General features: G+C 43.1%; 15 protein-coding genes. 9 read left to right on the plus strand and 6 right to left on the minus strand.

Annotation, left to right across the window (positions count from 1 at the left end; all coding sequences use genetic code 11):
- Positions 1–502: 502 nt before the first annotated feature.
- The 6 genes from HOP38_RS07485 to HOP38_RS07510 all read left to right on the plus strand — a co-directional run bounded on the left by HOP38_RS07485 (position 503) and on the right by HOP38_RS07510 (position 7196).
- The gene (locus HOP38_RS07485; protein ID WP_006072390.1) at positions 503–1243 is read left to right on the plus strand and encodes an SDR family oxidoreductase; all 741 of its coding nucleotides are present in this window, start codon (positions 503–505) and stop codon (positions 1241–1243) included.
- Between the two features lie 15 nt (positions 1244–1258).
- On the plus strand, positions 1259–2470 hold the full coding sequence (locus HOP38_RS07490) for an acetyl-CoA C-acetyltransferase (protein WP_006072393.1): 1212 nt from the start codon (positions 1259–1261) through the stop codon (positions 2468–2470).
- Between the two features lie 99 nt (positions 2471–2569).
- The gene (locus HOP38_RS07495; protein ID WP_006072396.1) at positions 2570–2917 is read left to right on the plus strand and encodes a phasin family protein; all 348 of its coding nucleotides are present in this window, start codon (positions 2570–2572) and stop codon (positions 2915–2917) included.
- A 79-nt stretch (positions 2918–2996) separates the two neighbouring features.
- Entirely contained in the window at positions 2997–4793 is a 1797-nt protein-coding gene (gene phaC, locus HOP38_RS07500) for a class I poly(R)-hydroxyalkanoic acid synthase (RefSeq protein ID WP_198557782.1), read from the plus strand.
- 139 nt (positions 4794–4932) lie between these two features.
- Complete coding sequence (locus HOP38_RS07505) at positions 4933–5541, plus strand: FKBP-type peptidyl-prolyl cis-trans isomerase N-terminal domain-containing protein (RefSeq protein ID WP_198557783.1); 609 nt, start codon at positions 4933–4935, stop codon at positions 5539–5541.
- A gap of 353 nt (positions 5542–5894) precedes the next feature.
- Positions 5895–7196: a dicarboxylate/amino acid:cation symporter gene (locus HOP38_RS07510; RefSeq protein WP_063606768.1), complete on the plus strand. Its 1302-nt coding sequence runs from the start codon at positions 5895–5897 to the stop codon at positions 7194–7196.
- A 64-nt stretch (positions 7197–7260) separates the two neighbouring features.
- Here HOP38_RS07510 and HOP38_RS07515 read toward each other — a convergent pair whose 3' ends face one another.
- The 5 genes from HOP38_RS07515 to HOP38_RS07535 form a co-directional block, all read right to left on the minus strand.
- Positions 7261–8400 (minus strand): ABC transporter permease, encoded by a 1140-nt coding sequence (locus HOP38_RS07515; RefSeq protein ID WP_031493596.1) that lies wholly within the window; start codon positions 8398–8400, stop codon positions 7261–7263.
- Positions 8397–9581 carry an ABC transporter permease gene (locus HOP38_RS07520; protein ID WP_198557784.1) on the minus strand — a complete coding sequence of 395 codons (1185 nt, stop codon included), beginning with the start codon at positions 9579–9581 and terminating at the stop codon, positions 8397–8399. The genes HOP38_RS07515 and HOP38_RS07520 overlap by 4 nt, the downstream gene beginning before the upstream one ends.
- A 9-nt stretch (positions 9582–9590) precedes the next feature.
- The gene (locus tag HOP38_RS07525; RefSeq protein WP_006072406.1) at positions 9591–10565 is read right to left on the minus strand and encodes an HlyD family secretion protein; all 975 of its coding nucleotides are present in this window, start codon (positions 10563–10565) and stop codon (positions 9591–9593) included.
- Positions 10562–11995 (minus strand): TolC family protein, encoded by a 1434-nt coding sequence (locus tag HOP38_RS07530; protein WP_198557785.1) that lies wholly within the window; start codon positions 11993–11995, stop codon positions 10562–10564. Before HOP38_RS07530 ends, HOP38_RS07525 begins: the two co-directional genes overlap by 4 nt.
- 206 nt (positions 11996–12201) lie before the next feature.
- Entirely contained in the window at positions 12202–12441 is a 240-nt protein-coding gene (locus HOP38_RS07535; RefSeq protein WP_031493599.1) for a hypothetical protein, read from the minus strand.
- Positions 12442–12839: 398 nt separating this feature from the next.
- On the opposite strand from HOP38_RS07535, the gene HOP38_RS07540 reads away from it, so the two are divergent.
- The 3 genes from HOP38_RS07540 (at position 12840) to HOP38_RS26150 (ending at position 15755) form a co-directional block, all read left to right on the plus strand.
- Positions 12840–14459, plus strand: a complete 1620-nt coding sequence (locus HOP38_RS07540) for an ATP-binding protein (protein ID WP_198557786.1) — start codon at positions 12840–12842, stop codon at positions 14457–14459.
- Positions 14456–15142: a response regulator gene (locus tag HOP38_RS07545; RefSeq protein WP_006072411.1), complete on the plus strand. Its 687-nt coding sequence runs from the start codon at positions 14456–14458 to the stop codon at positions 15140–15142. Before HOP38_RS07540 ends, HOP38_RS07545 begins: the two co-directional genes overlap by 4 nt.
- 133 nt (positions 15143–15275) lie before the next feature.
- Positions 15276–15755 (plus strand): type II secretion system protein, encoded by a 480-nt coding sequence (locus tag HOP38_RS26150; RefSeq protein WP_198557787.1) that lies wholly within the window; start codon positions 15276–15278, stop codon positions 15753–15755.
- Positions 15756–15809: 54 nt separating this feature from the next.
- Here HOP38_RS26150 and HOP38_RS07555 read toward each other — a convergent pair whose 3' ends face one another.
- Positions 15810–17336 (minus strand): tripartite tricarboxylate transporter permease, encoded by a 1527-nt coding sequence (locus HOP38_RS07555; protein ID WP_006072415.1) that lies wholly within the window; start codon positions 17334–17336, stop codon positions 15810–15812.
- Between the last annotated feature and the right edge of the window lie 7 nt (positions 17337–17343).

Consider the following 17343-nt stretch of genomic DNA (forward strand, 5'->3'; position numbering starts at 1 on the left):
TACATGAGACCATTTACATTTGATGATATTTAAGCTTTAGCTCTAAATAAATATCTCATATCTTTCAGTGATCTATATTATTCAATCTAAGAATAATGTGATAGAAATTGAGATTTGTAATTAAATGTTATTGATAGATACCAATCATTATTTTGGTGCATGGTAATTCCTTATTAATACGAATATAAATTTAAAGTGACTGTTATTAAAAGGTTTGTTGAAAAATTGATTCGGGTTTTTTCTTCAAGGAGAACGGGTGGATAAAATGTAATTTAGTAATTTCATGATTGTGATCAGTATCTAAGTACTACTCCGTGCAACGATTAAAGGGTGGTTAAATATTAAGATTTCATTAATTTAATATCCATAAGTCAAAGCGTAACAAAAGCTCAGTAATATCAATAATAAAGTCAGTCATCATAATAAATACGCAAATTAGGACGTCAGAATTTAGTATTTTACATAAATAGCTAAATGCTAGTTGCTAGGAATGGAGTCATTAATGAAGAAGCTCGCAATAATCACCGGTTCAAAAGGCGGAATTGGTTCCGCAATATCATCTGCAATTGTCGATAAAGGATATCGTCTGATTGCTACCTATAACACAGGTAACTATTCATGCGCTAAGGAATGGTTCGACAGCAAGGGTTTCACAGAAGACCAAGTAAGGCTGTTTGAACTTGATGTTACAAATACTGAGGAGTGTAACGAAAAGCTAAATCAACTTCAGCAAGAAGAAGGGACATTTGATCTGGTCGTAAACAATGCCGGTATTACGAGGGATGGCCAGTTTAAGAAAATGAAGGCTGAAGCGTGGTTTGATGTTATCAACACTAATCTGAATAGTGTTTATAACGTGACGCAACCTCTTTTCGCGGCTATGTGTGAAAAAGGTAATGGCCGTGTCATCAATATCTCATCGGTAAATGGTCAAAAAGGGCAGTTTGGCCAAGCGAATTACGCTGCAGCAAAAGCTGGAATGATTGGCTTTACCAAAGCGCTTGCTTCAGAAGGTGCTAGATCTGGAGTTACAGCAAATGTTGTTGCACCTGGTTATACAGGCACGCCTATGGTTGAGGCCATGCGTGAAGACGTTCTCGATTCCATTAAAAGCACCATTCCACTGAAACGCCTAGCAAAACCAGAAGAAGTTGCCGCCACGGTAGCATTTTTGGCAAGTGAAGAGGCCGCTTACATCACAGGTGAAACGGTTGCCATCAATGGCGGCCTATACATGGCGTAATCAAGGGAACAGATAATGGAAAAAGTTTTTATTGTTGCAGCAAAGCGTTCAGCAATCGGTAGTTTTGGTGGCAGCTTACAGAACGTTACTGCTGGAAAACTTGCATCGGAAGTGATTGCTGGTGCGGTCGATGCCTGCGGTATAACTGTTAACGACATAGATGAAGTGATTGTCGGTAACGTTGTGAGTGCAAATCAAGGCATGGGGGTAGGACGACAAGCTTCTATCTATGCAGGTATTCCAGCGGAAGTTCCAGCTTATACGCTAAACATGGTATGTGGTAGCGGAATGAAAACGCTCATGGACGCCGCATCACATATCAAATCAGGCGAGGCAGAAGTTGTTGTCGCTGCTGGTGTTGAGATTATGTCGCAGATCCCGTTTGCTATGCCAGCGTCGGCACGTTCAGGCCATAAAATGGGGGATATCACTGCAAAGGATCTTCTCGTTTCAGATGGACTCACCGATGTCTTTAATGCTTACCACATGGGCGTGACCGCTGAAAACATCGCTAAGGAAGTCGATATTTCTCGTGACGATCAAGATGCGTATGCCCTACAAAGTCAACAAAAAGCGGCCGCAGCCATTGAAGCAGGGAAGTTTATAGATGAAATTCAACCCGTTGAGGTGAAAATTCGACGTCAAAGCGTCGAATTTTCGACCGATGAATACCCCAAACTAGACGCGACCATGCAAGGCTTATCTAAGTTAAGGCCTGCATTTGATAGAGAAGGTACAGTGACGGCGGGTAATGCGTCGGGCATTAATGATGGTGCTAGCGCTTTGGTTGTGGCTTCCGAGTCGGCGGTTGAACGCTTAGGGTTGACACCATTATGTGAAGTCGTTAACTGCGCTCAAACTGGTATTGACCCGCAAGTAATGGGACTTGGCCCAGTTCAAGCGGTGACTAAAGTGCTTAGTAAAGCTGACTTAACCATAGAAAACGTGGATGTGTTTGAGCTTAACGAAGCGTTTGCGGCCCAAGCGTTAGGGGTTATACGAAACTTAGCATCGCAGCATGGTGTGTCTGCGGAGTCTATTTTACAAAAAGCTAATCCAAATGGTGGTGCTATTGCCCTAGGACATCCATTAGGAGCGTCTGGTAATAGAATTATTGTCACTCTTATTCATGAAATGTTACGCGAACAAAAGAATATCGGCGTTGCATCTTTATGTGTGGGTGGTGGTATGGGAACAGCAGTACTTTTGAAAAACTGCAAGTCTTAAAAACGTAATTGTTAATAGCTCATTACAGTGTTGTCGGATTCCCAAATATTAATGGGATAGTTATATAAAATTGGAATATGTTTCCTAGGAGAAATAATCATGTACACGGATATCTTTAAAGTTTTCAATGAACAGTCAGAAAAAACGTTTGAACCATATGCAAAATTCAACAAATTGATGACGAAAAATGTAGAAACTCTAACTGAACTGCAACTTAATGCCATGCGTTCGTACAGTGAGCTTGGTTTAAGCCAAATGAAAGCGGCCTCCGAAATTAAAGACGTGTCATCATTTGCTGTTTTTAATAGCCAACAACTTAATACACTGTCTCGCCTATCTCAACAAATGATGGATGACAGTAATAAGCTCCAACAAGTTGCGAAAGAATTCAAAGAAGATATTGAAGCTCTAACAACTGAAACAGTAAAAGCTAACACGCCAGCTTAATGATTCAGTTTTTTTATTAGGGTTGCGGGGGCACTCGTTCCCGCAGCCTTTTTTGTTTTCCAAGAAAAGGGTTTTAACTATGTTTCAAAACTTCTTTTCGGACTACCTTGTGAAACTGCAGGAGAGCAACCAGCAATGGTGGAAAGACTTCGAGCAAGGCAAGGCAGCCGTTAATAGCCCTCTAACTAAAGCAATGCAGGAACTCAACGCAGAAGATACTGCAGCTTTTATGGATAAGGCCTCACAGCAACCCGCTGCTATGTTGGACATGCAAACTAAATGGTGGACTCAACAACTAGAGATTTGGCAGCGAGTAGCACTGCAATCAAGTAAAGAAGACGTCGTTTCTGTAGAAAAAGGCGACCGTCGATTTGAAGATGATGCATGGAAAGAAGAAGCGTTTTATAACTTCATCAAGCAGTCCTATGTTCTTTTCAGTAAGACTTATTTAGAGACCATCAACTCGGTGGAAGGTGTCGATGAGAAAATCAAAGAGCGATTGACGTTTTTCTCCCGACAAACGTTGAATGCACTCTCACCAACGAATTTCATCGCCACCAATCCTGAGCTACTTAAACTAACTGTTGAGCAAAATGGAGAAAACTTGCTTGCTGGACTTCAGCAGTTCCAAGAGGACATCGAAGCAAGTGCTGATGTGCTGAAAATTCGCATGACGAATACTGAAGCATTCCAAATAGGTGAACATGTCGCTAATACGGCTGGAGATGTTGTCTATCAGAATGAGCTATTTGAGCTGATTCAATATCGTCCAGTAACGGAAGTGGTGAACTCTACACCATTGCTTATCGTTCCGCCTTTCATCAACAAATACTACATTCTTGATCTTCGTGAGAAAAACTCGATGGTTAAATGGCTGCTGGAGCAGGGCCACAGTGTATTTATGATGTCGTGGCGAAATCCTGGATCTTCTCAAGCTAAGGTGGAGTTTGGCGACTACGTGACTAATGGTGTCGTCAAAGCAGTTTCTGCCATTGAGTCGATCACCGGTAAAGATCAAATCAATGCTGCCGGATATTGTATTGGTGGCACTGTCCTCGCTTCCACTGTGGCGTACTACGCCGCCAAACGTATGAAGAAACGGATTGTCTCAGCGTCGTTTTTTACCACGTTGCTTGATTATAGCCAGCCAGGCGAAGTAGGAGCTTATATAAACGACACCATCATCAGAGCTATTGAACTACAAAATAACGCCATAGGTTATATGGATGGTCGCTCACTCAGTGTGACATTTAGCTTGCTTCGAGAAAATAGTCTTTACTGGAACTACTATGTCGATAATTACCTTAAGGGTAACAGTCCCGTAGATTTCGACTTGTTGTACTGGAATAGTGATAGCACTAATGTAACTGCAGCTACACATAATTTTCTATTAAGACAGCTATACCTTGAAAACAAGCTGATTCAGGATAAAGGTGTGAAAATCGGCGGCGTGTGGATAGACTTAGATAAGATACGAATCCCAAGTTACTTTATTTCCACCAAAGAGGATCATATTGCACTTTGGCAAGGAACTTATCGCGGTGCGTTGAAAATGGGTGGGAACAAAACTTTCGTATTGGGCGAATCAGGGCATATTGCAGGTATCGTTAATCATCCCGCAAAAGAGAAATATGGTTTCTGGACTAATTCTACTCTAGAAGAATCCGCAGAAGAGTGGATAGGGAATGCAGAACACCATAAGGGGTCGTGGTGGCTGCACTGGAACGAGTGGCTCAAACAGTTTAGCGCGGAAGAGCAAGTTGAACCGTTTTCAACAGGAAATGAAGAATATCCTGTAGTAGGTAGTGCTCCTGGTCAATACGTGTTGCAAACTTTGCCAGTGGTCGATTCCCTGCCAGATAATGAACTGACCTAAAGTTCACATAATCATCAATGCAAAAGGACCTCTTGGTCCTTTTCTTTTTCCAGTATCAAGCCTTTTTATCCGTAACATACTTTTTTTCTGTATAAGAAGTCTTAACATTAGACCAAGAGTTAGTTGTTGAGAGGTTGGGATGGAAATAGAGACGTTAGAACAAAAAGTAAGCTATATCTACGGTCGAGAGATCGCGTTGGAGCTTGCCAAAAAATCATTTCCAAAAATGAATATCAAAATTGTCCAAGAAGCCATCATGGACACATTCATGCAAAAAGAATGGCCATTTGACCCGTCTGAAAATGAGCAGTTGAAGCAACAGATGGAAGACCAGCGCAAAGAAACAGAGAAACAGCTAAAGCAGCAACAAACAGAATTTGAACAGGCTTTTTTCAAAAAGAATGGTCAGCGCCGCGAAGTAACAACCCATAGCTCTGGTATTCAGTATGAAATACTAAAAGAGGGGAATGAGCTCGCTAGTGTCTCGTCAGGAACGCAGTGTAAGGTCAGACATAAGACTTGGCTTCTAAACGGACGTCAAGTTGATAGCTCTGTACATCTGCCTGAGCCGCTAACGATTTCTTTAAATCAGGCTCCTGTCTCTTGGTTAGTCGTGCTAAAACAGATGAAGCTAGGCTCTACGTGGCGTTTATATGTCCCAGCTCACTTAGCTTATAAAGAAGATGAACACCCTAGGGTTCCAGAAGAAACTGCTGTTGTTTTCGAACTGAGTCTTGTGTCTATTTGATGGCTTAGATTATTTACCTTTCATTTCAAAATACCCAGAATTATGTGCTAGGTATTTTTATTTCATTAAGATGGTATATTGAGATGCTAGTCAGGTATTAATATTTCTTATGTGAACTTTAAAAGAACATAATATTAGTTGTGGCCATTGGTGTTATATTGCATGCTGTTTTGTTGGTAATATGTAGCATTAAGGTTTTTGTTAGCGTGCTGTGTGTAACAACATGAGTGATCCCAGTCACAGTGCAGAATCAGAAAACAAATTTGTAATTCTAATCGTCAGCGTCTAGCTGCTAATCTGCTCCGGCTTTTAGATGTCCCCATCTCTAAGCAATATAAAAATAAGGAGTAATTATGACTAATACCAAAAAACCAATGTCACTGACTACACGAGTGATTATCGGTATGGTTGCAGGTATTTTGACGGGCTTCGCGATTCGAAGCTTGTTTGCTGAGAACGGATTTGTAGACGCATACATCGTTAATGGTTTGTTCGAAGTTGGTGGCCAAATTTTCATCGCCAGCTTGAAGATGCTTGTTGTACCTTTGGTTTTTGTATCGCTAGTTTGTGGTACGAGTTCTTTGAAGGACGTAACCACTCTAGGCCGTTTAGGTGGTAAGACTGTTCTTTTTTATGTAGCGACGACAGCAGTTGCGATCACCTTAGCTCTTACCATGGGCACTGTGTTCCAACCGGGTGCAGGTGCAGACCTTACTGCCGCTAGTTCATTTGCCGCTGCTGAAGCCCCATCTTTAGGGCAGGTCATCATTGACATGTTCCCAACTAACCCTATTAGCGCAATGGCAGAAGGTAAAACACTACAGGTTATCGTGTTTGCTGTATTGTTCGGTATTGCGATTAGTGCTGCGGGCGAACCTGGAGAGCGAATCGCGGCTGTGTTCCGTGACCTTAACGAAGTGATCATGAAGTTGGTAGCCTTGTTAATGAACATCGCCCCTTATGGTGTATTCTTCTTAATGGCTAAGCTGTTTACTGGTTTAGGTTTAAGCGCCATCTTTAACCTTGCAGAGTACTTCTTCGTTCTAACGGCCACATTACTATTGCATGGCTTGGTGACGTACAGTGTCATGCTTAAGTCATTTACAGGTTTAAGTCCTGTTACCTTCTTGAAGAAGATGGAAGATGCTGTCATGTTTGCATTTTCTACCGCATCATCTAACGCAACTATTCCTGTTACCATGGAAACGGCTCAAAATCGTCTTGGCGTAGATAACAAGGTATCGTCTTTCACAATTCCACTCGGTGCTACTATCAACATGGATGGCACTGCGATCATGCAGGGCGTGGCAACTGCGTTTATTGCTCAGGCGTTTAATATTGATTTAACCATGGGTGATTACCTGACGGTAATTCTGACAGCGACCCTTGCGTCAATTGGTACTGCGGGCGTTCCTGGTGTTGGCCTTATCATGTTAGCCATGGTACTAAATCAAGTGGGTCTACCTTTAGAAGGTATTGCATTAATCATGGGTGTTGACCGCCTATTAGATATGATTCGTACCGCAGTTAACATCACAGGTGATAGCGCAGTTACTTGTATTGTTGCCAAATCGGAAGGCGCATTGAATATTGATAAGTTCAACGATCCTGCTGCCGGTGAAAGCGAAGAAAAGGTTGAACTAGTTCGAAGCTAATTCAACGAAAGAAAATAAAAGGGGCTAATGATATGTCATTAGCCCCTTTTGTTTTGTCTTTCATTTATTCAGCATTGCTGATTCTATATTTCTTGAAGCTGTATACAGCAAGACTTCCCCAAGCGAAAGCTTGAATCCAAAGTTGCGTCCATGCCCCACGTATTTGAGACCACTCGGCACCCATTTGATTTAGCTTCAAAAAGCCATTAATTGCTGCTTGCGTCGGGAAGATTGCAGCAAACCACTTGATGGGCTCTGGTAGCATTTCTGTTGGCCATATAAAGCCTGCGGAAAAGATCAGAGGCATTGAGCTTAGCAGAACAACAACAGTCACCAGTTCTCTTCGTGGTGTAATGGCGCCCAAAAATATGCCAATAAAACAAGAAGTAAGCAAAAACGGCAACATTAGAGTCAGCAATTCGATGGGGTGAGCTAGCTTACTGATACCATACATCTCGAAGCTAGCACCGAAGTAATACATACCAAGTAGGTAGTAAATAAGCGTAAGCACAATGCTGCGAACAGCCACAACAGACAATACTGATTGAGAGCGCCAATAACCTTTACCTTGACGTTGCGTGCCACCAACCAAACCTGACGCCATTGCGAGAGTTTGCTGAAGGATTAATACAAAGACGGCCGGCACAACATAGTCTACATATCCCATTCGAGGGTTAAAGGTAGGCTTGGTGTTAAGCTGAGTCGCAGCATACTGTTTGCTCGCCAGTTCCAGAGGTACGCCATCGATGAGCAATTTGGTTACTTTGGCTTTTGCTGCTAAAGTCCCGCCAGCTTGCGCTAGACCCTCAACCACGGTTCCATAAACCAAAAACAAAGCGGCATCGCCGGCGTAGGCAAGTACTGGACTTTTCCCTAACATAAGGTCTTTGTAGAAATGCTCAGGAATCACCAAAATACCGGACACTTCCCCATTTAAAAAAGCCTCTTTCGCTGCTGCAATAGTATGGTCTCGCTGTACCACTTTCACATTTGGTGTTGCGTCGACCATACGTTCCAATTGAAAGCTGGTTTGACTGAGATCTAAGTTGACTACAGAGATTGGTTGTTCTCTTGGTGTTTGCTGAGTGTAGGGAAGAGGGTATAAAAACGAATAGAAAATCACGCCACCAAATACCGTTAGTACTACTACGGGATTGGTGAGAATGGCTTTGAGTTCGAGTTTTACATGTTCTAACAGCGTCATGCTACTAACTCCTTACTCATATGTTTTTTAATTAATACAGACGTTACTACCAATGGGATGACGTAACCTAACATGGGTGTTAAGTGCGAAAGTGACTGAAGTGGAGTGACGCCGTAACTTGCCTGGCTTACCTGAACTTCAATATAATGACTGATTGGTAATAGCTCGCGCCAAAATAATGCGAGGGGATTCATGTCAGTCGCTGGAAAAGTAATTCCCATAAATGCAAAACTAGGTGCGGTAAATGCTCCAGCAAAACTCATCGCACGTGCAGCATCGCAAGTTAAGAAGAAAAACAGTGCTGCCATTATCATACAGGTGACCGTAGTAACGATCTGTGCAAAGAAGAGCACCAGCCAACTCCCTTCCTTTGGCCATCCAATTAAGTCGTAAAACCACACTAAAAAGAAAGTGCCTTGCAACAAGAACCAGAGGAAATAAGGGAACAAGGTCTGTGCCAATCTTGATATGGGTTTTTCTTGCCCTAACCAAGGAGCGAGTCCGGAGATTCGATAGTTTGCACTCAACACCAGTACAGTGAACGACACAACAGCGATTTGCCAAATTGCTGGAACGATAGCACTCACTAGGAACTGAGCATAGTTAGTGCCTTTGTTGAACAACGGTGTTATCTGAGTTCTCACGTTGACTGCTTTACCCATGGCTGCAGCGCCTGTTGTGTCGCCTTTTGCTAGAGCTTTGACAACTTCAACTTGAGCATTAAAAGTGCCTTGTGCTTGTAGAGCCGCAGAATTAATCAAGCGTCCAACGAGTATATACTGACTGTTATAGAATAAGGTCACTTCTGGACGTAATGATTTCACTATCGCTTTATCAAAACCATACGGTATGGTTAGAATTGCGTAAATATCGCCCTCTATGAGGGCGTCACGAGCTTGACCAATGTCATCGTACTGATGATTGACACTCAACATCGATGTGGCATCGTAGTTTCGAATTAGCTTTTGTGATAACTGGCTCTTACTCAGATCAACCACGCCGATGGGTAAGTTGCTGGCGATTCCTTGGGAAAAGATCCAATAGATAGAAAGGCACAATAATATTGGCACCCAAGTGAGGCAGGATAATAGCCATTTGTCATGGCGTAGTATCTGCCATTGGCTATGAAACTGACTTTTCGCGAGTCTTCGTGTAGCTAATGTTGGAAAAGAGTGAGGCATAATGGCTTCCTACATTTCTACCACTAAACTCATACCCATACGAAGCGGTACATCCTTATCTACTGGACGAGCTTCAACTTCAAAAGTGCGAAGATCGAAACCTTGAGTCGCGTCAGTTGAACGCCATGTAGCAAAGTCACCCATTACAGCAACGTGGAACACTTTAAAGGTGACAGTTTCATCAAGTGCAGGTAAATAAGCATCAAATTCTTTATCTTTCTCGAACTGGCTTAAAAGATCTTCACGTACATTCAGTACGGCCCAAGTGTCTTTGGTATCAATAACCGTAACTACAGGGAAGCCTTGAGGCGCAAGTTCGCCACTGTGCAGCAATACTTGCGAAACTTCACCATCAAACCAAGAATGGATTTTAGTGTCAGCTGCATAAGCTTCCACTTCGGCTACCGCGCCTTCCGCCATTCGAGCTTTTTCTGCCGCCGCTAATTTTGTTTCAGAACGCGCCCCTTCTTTGGTCATCTGGTACATCTGAAATGCTGCGCTTTCAGTGTATTTGGCCGCTTGCCATTGAGTCATGGCTTCATCACGTTTCTGCTCAGCTACCACACCATCTTTATATAGGTTGTTAACTCGTAGATACGTTTTCTCAAGTAATGCTGCAGCGGCTTTTGCTTTGCGCCATTGGTCTTCTGCTGCTTGAATCTGTTGCTTACGTGCGCCTGTCTCCGCTTCTTTGGCAAGCGCTCCCGCAGCTTTCTGTCCGGCTACGGCTTGCTCAAGTTTGGCTTCGATTTCTGGGCTATGGATGGTGAAAATGAGTTGGCCTTCAGCTACTTCGTCACCTTTTCGCACTAATACTTCATCAATTCGACCTGGTACTTTTGATGAAATGCTATATTGCTGAGACTCGATTTGCCCTTGTAGTCGAAATGGAGGTGTTTGATAGGCATCATAAAATTTGTATCCAACCCAACCAATAATCGCAATCGTACCTAATGTCAGTAAAGTAGGTTTTACCTTGTTCATGATGCATCCTTCGTTCTTAGTTGAGCTGGGGTAATAGCGTTATATTTATACGTAGAAAAGTTGTTCATCTCGCTAGAAAGCGCGAGTAATTTATTTAATGACAGTAAGTACTGGAAGCTTGCGGCGTCTTGCTGGGTCTTGACGCTGGCAAGATAGAGCTCAGCATCGACCACGTCTAGAGAGCGGCCTAATCCTTGAGAAAAGGCTTTTTGGCGTAGCTTGAGGTTCTCTTCTGCAAGTTGAATACTGGTATTCAACCCTTGCACTTCATCGAGTGCTTGCTGCGCTTCTAAGTAAGTTTTTTCAACTAAGACACTTAAGTCTTGTTTCGCTTGTTTCTTTAAAAATTGTACTTGAGATACCGCACTGTTAGCCGCTTTCATTTGCTCACTGCGACCTGTGTTCTCAAGAAGTGGGACACTTACGCCAATACCAACTAGCCAATCTGGCTTCATCTGTCCGGCCAATGAATCGCCGTGATACAGACTATAGTCACCATAGGCGTATACTTCTGGGAAATATTTACCTTTCTCAGCCTTCATCAAGCTACTTGCTTGTTTCTCTTTCGCATCAAGAATGGAAAGGCCAGGGTAGGTGTTGAGGGTTTGATCAACGAAAGCATCCAGAGGTGGTAGGTTTTCGTTGATAAAGAGTTGGTCACGAGGTTCAACGGTTTCAGATTGCCCCAAAACTTGGGTAAGCGCAGCTTCTGCGATATCTAGGCCGTGTTGTGCTTTTTTGCGCTCCACCACCGCTTTGGCTAATGAAGCTTCAGCTTGAAGGCGCTCAACTCGAGCAATTTGTCCTTGTTCTTCAAGTTTAATTGCGAAGTCTCGGTGCTTGGTTAGCCCTTTTTCTGCCGCCATTCTGGTTTCGACGACATTGCGCGCGAGCACCACACTAAAATAGTACTTACTTAGATCTTCGTATCGAGCTTGAACTTCCATTGCAAGCTGGCTTTGAGCCTCTTCTTTTTTACCCTCGGCGGCGGTTTGCGCTGCGGTGATTCTACCACCCGTAAAAATCGGCCAAACTGCTCGGATTGAAGAGGTGAAAATGTCTTGGTTTTCAATGGTGGAAGTAATGCCCCCTAGAGCACTTGCAACTTGTCCTAAGACCGGTCCTAATGCTCCGGCGGGTAGGTTAGGGACTCCACTAAGGCTATCCGCAAATTGCGAGCCACTAATTGTTACATCTTGATCCAATCGAGTGTAGTTAGCGCCAACCGTGACCTTAGGTAGGTTTAAACTACCGCTTGCGTCTTGTAAGTGCCCGTATCGTTCTACGTTGGCTCGTTGTGCGGCTAGAGAATTATTGTTTTGTTGAAGCAATTGCCAGGCTTCATCAAAGGAGACTTCGGCAGAGTAGCCACCGAAAGAAAGCGTTCCTAGCAATGCGCCCACAACCAGCGGTAGGGACCTTATCTTCATGTATGCTCCAAAACAGATGATGTTAATAAATTGATTAGAGTATATGCTCTAATAAAATGGTGTGCAATAACCTAACTATAGATGTTTTTTTGATCTCTATGTGGTTAAGTGTCTGTTATTTAGAAGCTAAACGATATATTTTGGTCACTGATACTAAAAAAGCAACTTCACATTACGTGCCGTTGCTTTTTTGAAATCAAACGACTTTAATCATTTGATGGACAAACGTAGCCAGCTCTCCACATTAGGTCTTTTGCTTGAAGCAGTTCTTTTAAGACTTCACTGCCCGACATTTGTGGTGAAGCGAACGATACCAAAACCTCGTGTTCTAGTTCCGATGCTTGTGAGTTTGTCGCTTGATATGCTCTGACGTGAGTAAATGTAGCGCGTCGATTTTTCGACAGAAGCGCCCGATTAAGGCAAATTCCAAAACAGTCCCGTTCCATAACGACGTTCCTTCTTACGTTGTATTTTGCGCTCTGCACAAGGGTTACTGCGTTTTCGTTTATTATTTTCTAGTTATAAGTGACCTTGAAAGTTACGTTTGAGTCGACAAATAGCAAGTAGACTCAGGTACTTTTTAGATCACAATTTTACTATACGGAATAACGGCTGAATTGTTCTAAAAATAAGCTAAAAGTGATGTGATCATAATCAGATATTCGGTTGCATATGCATGTAACTGACATGAATATTTACACTCTAATTGTAGGAATCAAAGAGCACTTTTGTCGTCTATTTGACTGATTCTACGTAATTTAATTATGTGCTTCACAGTTCGATACCCAATTGAGTGCTCGTATGTTACAACGCTGTTACAGTATGGGTATTAGGGAGAGTTATCATGAAATGGAACCAGATAAGTTTTCGACACCGAATGCTCATAATTATGACGGTTTCGGGGTTGTTGCAGTTGCTTGTCTTATCATTAGCTGGATTTAGCTACATCAAGCAGTCCCAAGAGCAGGAAATGGGGCTAAAAGCCAAAGGCGTCGCAACATTCTTGGCGCAGTCTAGTGCTGTTATCAATATGATTGAACAGAACACGTCTGCCCGAATGCAAAACCGATTTCGTGGACTTACAGAGATGATTGGGGCAGCCTTCATTGTTATTGGTGACGAGAAAGGCATTCGTTTAGTCCATCCAATTGATGAGCGAATTGGGTTGCCAATGAAAGGGGGTGATAATGATCAAGCTCTGATTCATGGTCAAACCTACGTATCGTTTGCAGAAGGATCTCTTGGAAAGTCAGTTCGAGGCAAAGCGGCGGTATTTGATAAAGATGGCAATATCATAGGTGTTGTTTCCGTCGGCTACTTATTGGATAGACTCCAAGATCGTATTGAGCCCTATTTAGCTTTCCTCCTTGGAATGGCAATACTGGTGCTCATTGTGAACGCGATTGTTTCTTACTTTATCTCACGTCGTTTTCAAAAAGCACTATTGGGTTTTGAACCAGAAGAGATCGGTCGTCTTTATGGCGAGTTGGACGTCACTATGAGCACCATTAAGGAAGGTGTTATCAGCATTGACTCCGACGGGGTATTACGCTCGATTAATACCAGTGCGTGTGAGATCTTAGGGTTAACTAAATCGGGTGTTATGAACAAACCGTTGTACCAGGTATTACCGAACTCCGACCTGCAAAGTTTGATCGAAAGCCAAGAGTCAGATAATGATATTGAGCTGTATCTCAATCAACAACGTATCGTTGCCAATCGCAGTCCCATTGTTGTTGATGGAAAAGTCGTTGGTGCGGTGTCGAGTTTTCGTTTGCGCGATGAAATCTCGGAATTGACTGAACAGCTATCGCAAACCAAAGCTTATGCCGAGCTGTTACGTTCGCAGACTCATGAACATCGAAACAAGTTGAACACTATAAGTGGATTGGTACAAATGAGGGAATTGGATGCGGTGCAGCATCTCATTGGGCAAGAAACTGAGCACTATCAGAGCTTAATTGAGTTCCTTCGAGAAACCGTTAAAGACCCGTTGATCGCCGGTATGCTTCTTGGAAAAACAGAGCGCGCACGTGAGCTGGGATTAGGATTAAAAGTAGAAGATGAGTCGCGACTTGAACCATTGCCAAAAGAGATAAATGCCGATGACTTAGTGACCATTTTGGGTAATTTAATTGATAACGCGTTTGAAGCAACATTATCGGCTATTGCGCACTCTCCTCATGAGCGGATAGAACGGTCAGACGTTGAAGTGTCGGTGAGTGACTTTGGTAATGAAATCATTTTAGAAGTCATTGATAAGGGGTGTGGCTTACCCAAGCATCTCGATGTGAAATCGCTAACGCAACGCGGAGTGTCGAGTAAATCAGTCACTAATCGTGGTGTGGGATTGTTTTTAGTCAAACAATTGACTGAAAGATACCAAGGACAGTTGGAAATAGTAGAAAACAAGGATATCGGCGCACGTGTGACGGTATATATTCCTAAGGATGGATTAGCATGAGTGACTTAACACGAGTCATGATAATAGAAGACGATTTAAAAATCGCAGAACTGCATCGTCGATACCTAGAGCAAATTGGTGGTTTTGAAGTAGTTGGAATGGCGACATCAAAAGCCGAAGCTGAAATACAGCTTGAAATATTAGAACCCGAACTAGTGATGCTCGATGTTTATTTGCCTGATGGTACAGGCATAGAAATACTGGCTTGGCTACGGAGTTTGAATCAAGAGTGTGATGTTATTTTGATTACTGCTGCACGCGATGTTGAAACTCTGCAACAGGCGATGCGTGGCGGTGTGATTGATTATTTATTAAAGCCTGTTATGTTTCCTCGGCTGGAGGCGGCATTGAAAAAGTACCAGAAACGTACTGAGCAACTGCATCATGTGGAAGGTTTGGATCAATCGTTAGTAGACGAAATGATGCAAACTAGTAGCGCAGAGAAAAATGTTGAGCTTCGACTACCCAAGGGGATTGATGGCGTGACTCTTGAGAAAATTCGTGCATTGTTTAAAGAAGATAAGCCATTTACCGCCGATGAAGCGGGGGAAATGATTGGCGCGAGCAGAACAACAGCAAGGCGATACTTGGAGTTTCTTATTAGTAATGGCGAGCTGGAAGCTGACGTGAATTACGGCACCGTCGGACGCCCAGAGCGCTGTTATCGTAAAGTTATACGTTAATCATCTCTTAATCTGATTTTCAAAGGATTTCTAAAGCCCTTTTGTTGTTTTACAAAAGGGCTTTTTTCGTACTATTCGGCCGAATCGTGATCTTGATTCAATAAACTCAGCCCAATAGAAAGGAAAAATCCTCATGAAACGTAACGGCTTTACGCTTATCGAACTTGTTGTAGTTATCGTTATTCTTGGCATTTTAGCGGTCAGTGCCGCACCAAGGTTCTTAAATCTTACCAGTGATGCCCGAGTAAGCGTGTTGAAAGGCGCTCAAGCTGCGGTTAAAGGTATGGACTCATTGGTTTATAGCAAGGCCGTAATCAATGGCGTTGAACGCAATGGAGATAAAGCAGTCAAAGTTGATGGTAAAAGAGTAAACTTAATCAATGGCCACTTGAAACTGGATACTAAAAACAACGTCGCTCAATTTCTTGATACAGACATGAATTATCATGTCAAACAGAATGGTGCTAGTGACGGTGGTGAGTTGGTCATCTATGGTGGTAAAGAAATACGCAATGTTGAAGCTGTGAAAGAGGGCGGCTGCTTTCTTCTTGTTACTCAACCAGACTCTGAAAAAGGCGAGTACCGTTACACGATTATCGACCAGAATTGTTAATTAAATAAGAGCCACTCAATAGAGTGGCTCTGTAAGTATCAATTCATATTGAACTTAAGATTCAACTTTCTTGGGTTGATAAAACCATTTTTTAACCAACGAAAGCAACGCGGGTCCGACAAGTACTAGTACAGCCAATACAGTAAACGTCAATGTGATAGGGCGCTCCCACAAGAAGCTTAGCTCACCATCACTGATCATCAGTGCTCGTCTTAAGTTCTCCTCCATTAATCCGCCAAGAATAAAACCAAGCAGTAACGGAGCTAATGGGAAATTGGCTAGCCTTAGTGCGATTGCTGCCATTGCTACGAGCAGCATGATAAACACGTCCATGGTATTGAACGAGACCAAATACACCCCAGTAATAGAGAAGAATAGGATCATCGGCAACAATACCGTTCTTGGTACCGCTAGTAGCTTAGAAATATAAGGAATCAACGGTAGGTTTAAGATAACTAGAACGATGTTACCGAAGTACATAGAGATGATGACTGACCAAAACACGTCTGGGTGTTCAACGAATAGTCGAGGACCCGGTTGAATACCATAGGCGATCAGTGCACCTAACATAATTGCAGTTGTACCGGAGCCAGGGATACCGAGCGTCAATAGCGGAACAAACGAACCACTTGATGCTGCATTGTTAGCTGACTCTGGTGCAACCAAGCCACGAATGCTTCCTTTGCCAAATTCTTCTTTTTTGTCTTTAGGCGCAAGGTTACGCTCCATACCATAAGAAAGGAAAGCGGCAATGGTTGCGCCTGCGCCTGGAAGGACACCGGTAAAGAAGCCCAAGATAGAAGAACGAATAGAGACAGGTGCCACTTCTTTTACTTCTTCTTTAGTGATCTTCATGCTTCCTATATCGCTCATCTTGCGCTGTTCGTCTTGGCGTGTATCTTTTTCTGGCTTAAGTATACCCATCAAGGTTTCACCTAAAGCAAAGGTTGCCATCGCAAGTAATAGGAAACTAAATCCGTCCATTAAGTCAGTTAAGCCAAAGGTAAAACGCTCGACACCCACACCTTTATCGATACCGACTGTTGATAGCATGAGTCCCAGCACAACCATCATCCACGCTTTAATAACCTGACCTTTGCCAGCGAATGCCGCAACCGCAGATAAACCAAGTAGCATCAGCGCAAAGTAGTCCGAAGACTGGAAACTCAATGAAACTTTGGCAAGGGCGGGGGCTGCGAACAGCAACATGATGGCAGAAAGTGTACCGCCGGTAAAAGAAGAGTAGGCTGCGAGAGCTAACGCTTTACCTGCCTGGCCTTTCTGTGCCATTGGGTAACCATCAAATGCGGTAACAACAGTTGATGAACAGCCCGGAGCATTAATAAGAATGGATGAGGTTGAACCTCCGAATACCGCGCCGTAGTAAACACCGGCCATCAGGATTAGGCCAGAAGAGGGATCCAGTCCGTAAGTAATAGGGATCATTAACGCGATTGCTGAAATAGGGCCCAGACCCGGAAGCATCCCGATAAAAGTACCGACAAAACAACCGACAATCACCATCATGATGTTCATCGGCATAACTGCCGTTGATAATCCTTGTAAAATTCCGTCTAACATAATGGTG

It is taken from the genome of Vibrio mediterranei (genome assembly GCF_013364395.1).
In the GTDB taxonomy this organism is placed as follows: Bacteria; Pseudomonadota; Gammaproteobacteria; order Enterobacterales; family Vibrionaceae; genus Vibrio; species Vibrio mediterranei.

Bases quoted from the DNA above. Each gene is read 5' to 3' on its own strand.
- HOP38_RS07485 (WP_006072390.1), top strand. From the start codon at position 503: ATGAAGAAGCTCGCAATAATCACCGGTTCAAAAGGCGGAATTGGTTCC.
- HOP38_RS07490 (WP_006072393.1), top strand. From the start codon at position 1,259: ATGGAAAAAGTTTTTATTGTTGCAGCAAAGCGTTCAGCAATCGGTAGT.
- HOP38_RS07495 (WP_006072396.1), top strand. From the start codon at position 2,570: ATGTACACGGATATCTTTAAAGTTTTCAATGAACAGTCAGAAAAAACG.
- phaC (WP_198557782.1), top strand. From the start codon at position 2,997: ATGTTTCAAAACTTCTTTTCGGACTACCTTGTGAAACTGCAGGAGAGC.
- HOP38_RS07505 (WP_198557783.1), top strand. From the start codon at position 4,933: ATGGAAATAGAGACGTTAGAACAAAAAGTAAGCTATATCTACGGTCGA.
- HOP38_RS07510 (WP_063606768.1), top strand. From the start codon at position 5,895: ATGACTAATACCAAAAAACCAATGTCACTGACTACACGAGTGATTATC.
- HOP38_RS07515 (WP_031493596.1), bottom strand. From the start codon at position 8,400: ATGACGCTGTTAGAACATGTAAAACTCGAACTCAAAGCCATTCTCACC.
- HOP38_RS07520 (WP_198557784.1), bottom strand. From the start codon at position 9,581: ATGCCTCACTCTTTTCCAACATTAGCTACACGAAGACTCGCGAAAAGT.
- HOP38_RS07525 (WP_006072406.1), bottom strand. From the start codon at position 10,565: ATGAACAAGGTAAAACCTACTTTACTGACATTAGGTACGATTGCGATT.
- HOP38_RS07530 (WP_198557785.1), bottom strand. From the start codon at position 11,995: ATGAAGATAAGGTCCCTACCGCTGGTTGTGGGCGCATTGCTAGGAACG.
- HOP38_RS07535 (WP_031493599.1), bottom strand. From the start codon at position 12,441: ATGGAACGGGACTGTTTTGGAATTTGCCTTAATCGGGCGCTTCTGTCG.
- HOP38_RS07540 (WP_198557786.1), top strand. From the start codon at position 12,840: ATGAAATGGAACCAGATAAGTTTTCGACACCGAATGCTCATAATTATG.
- HOP38_RS07545 (WP_006072411.1), top strand. From the start codon at position 14,456: ATGAGTGACTTAACACGAGTCATGATAATAGAAGACGATTTAAAAATC.
- HOP38_RS26150 (WP_198557787.1), top strand. From the start codon at position 15,276: ATGAAACGTAACGGCTTTACGCTTATCGAACTTGTTGTAGTTATCGTT.
- HOP38_RS07555 (WP_006072415.1), bottom strand. From the start codon at position 17,336: ATGTTAGACGGAATTTTACAAGGATTATCAACGGCAGTTATGCCGATG.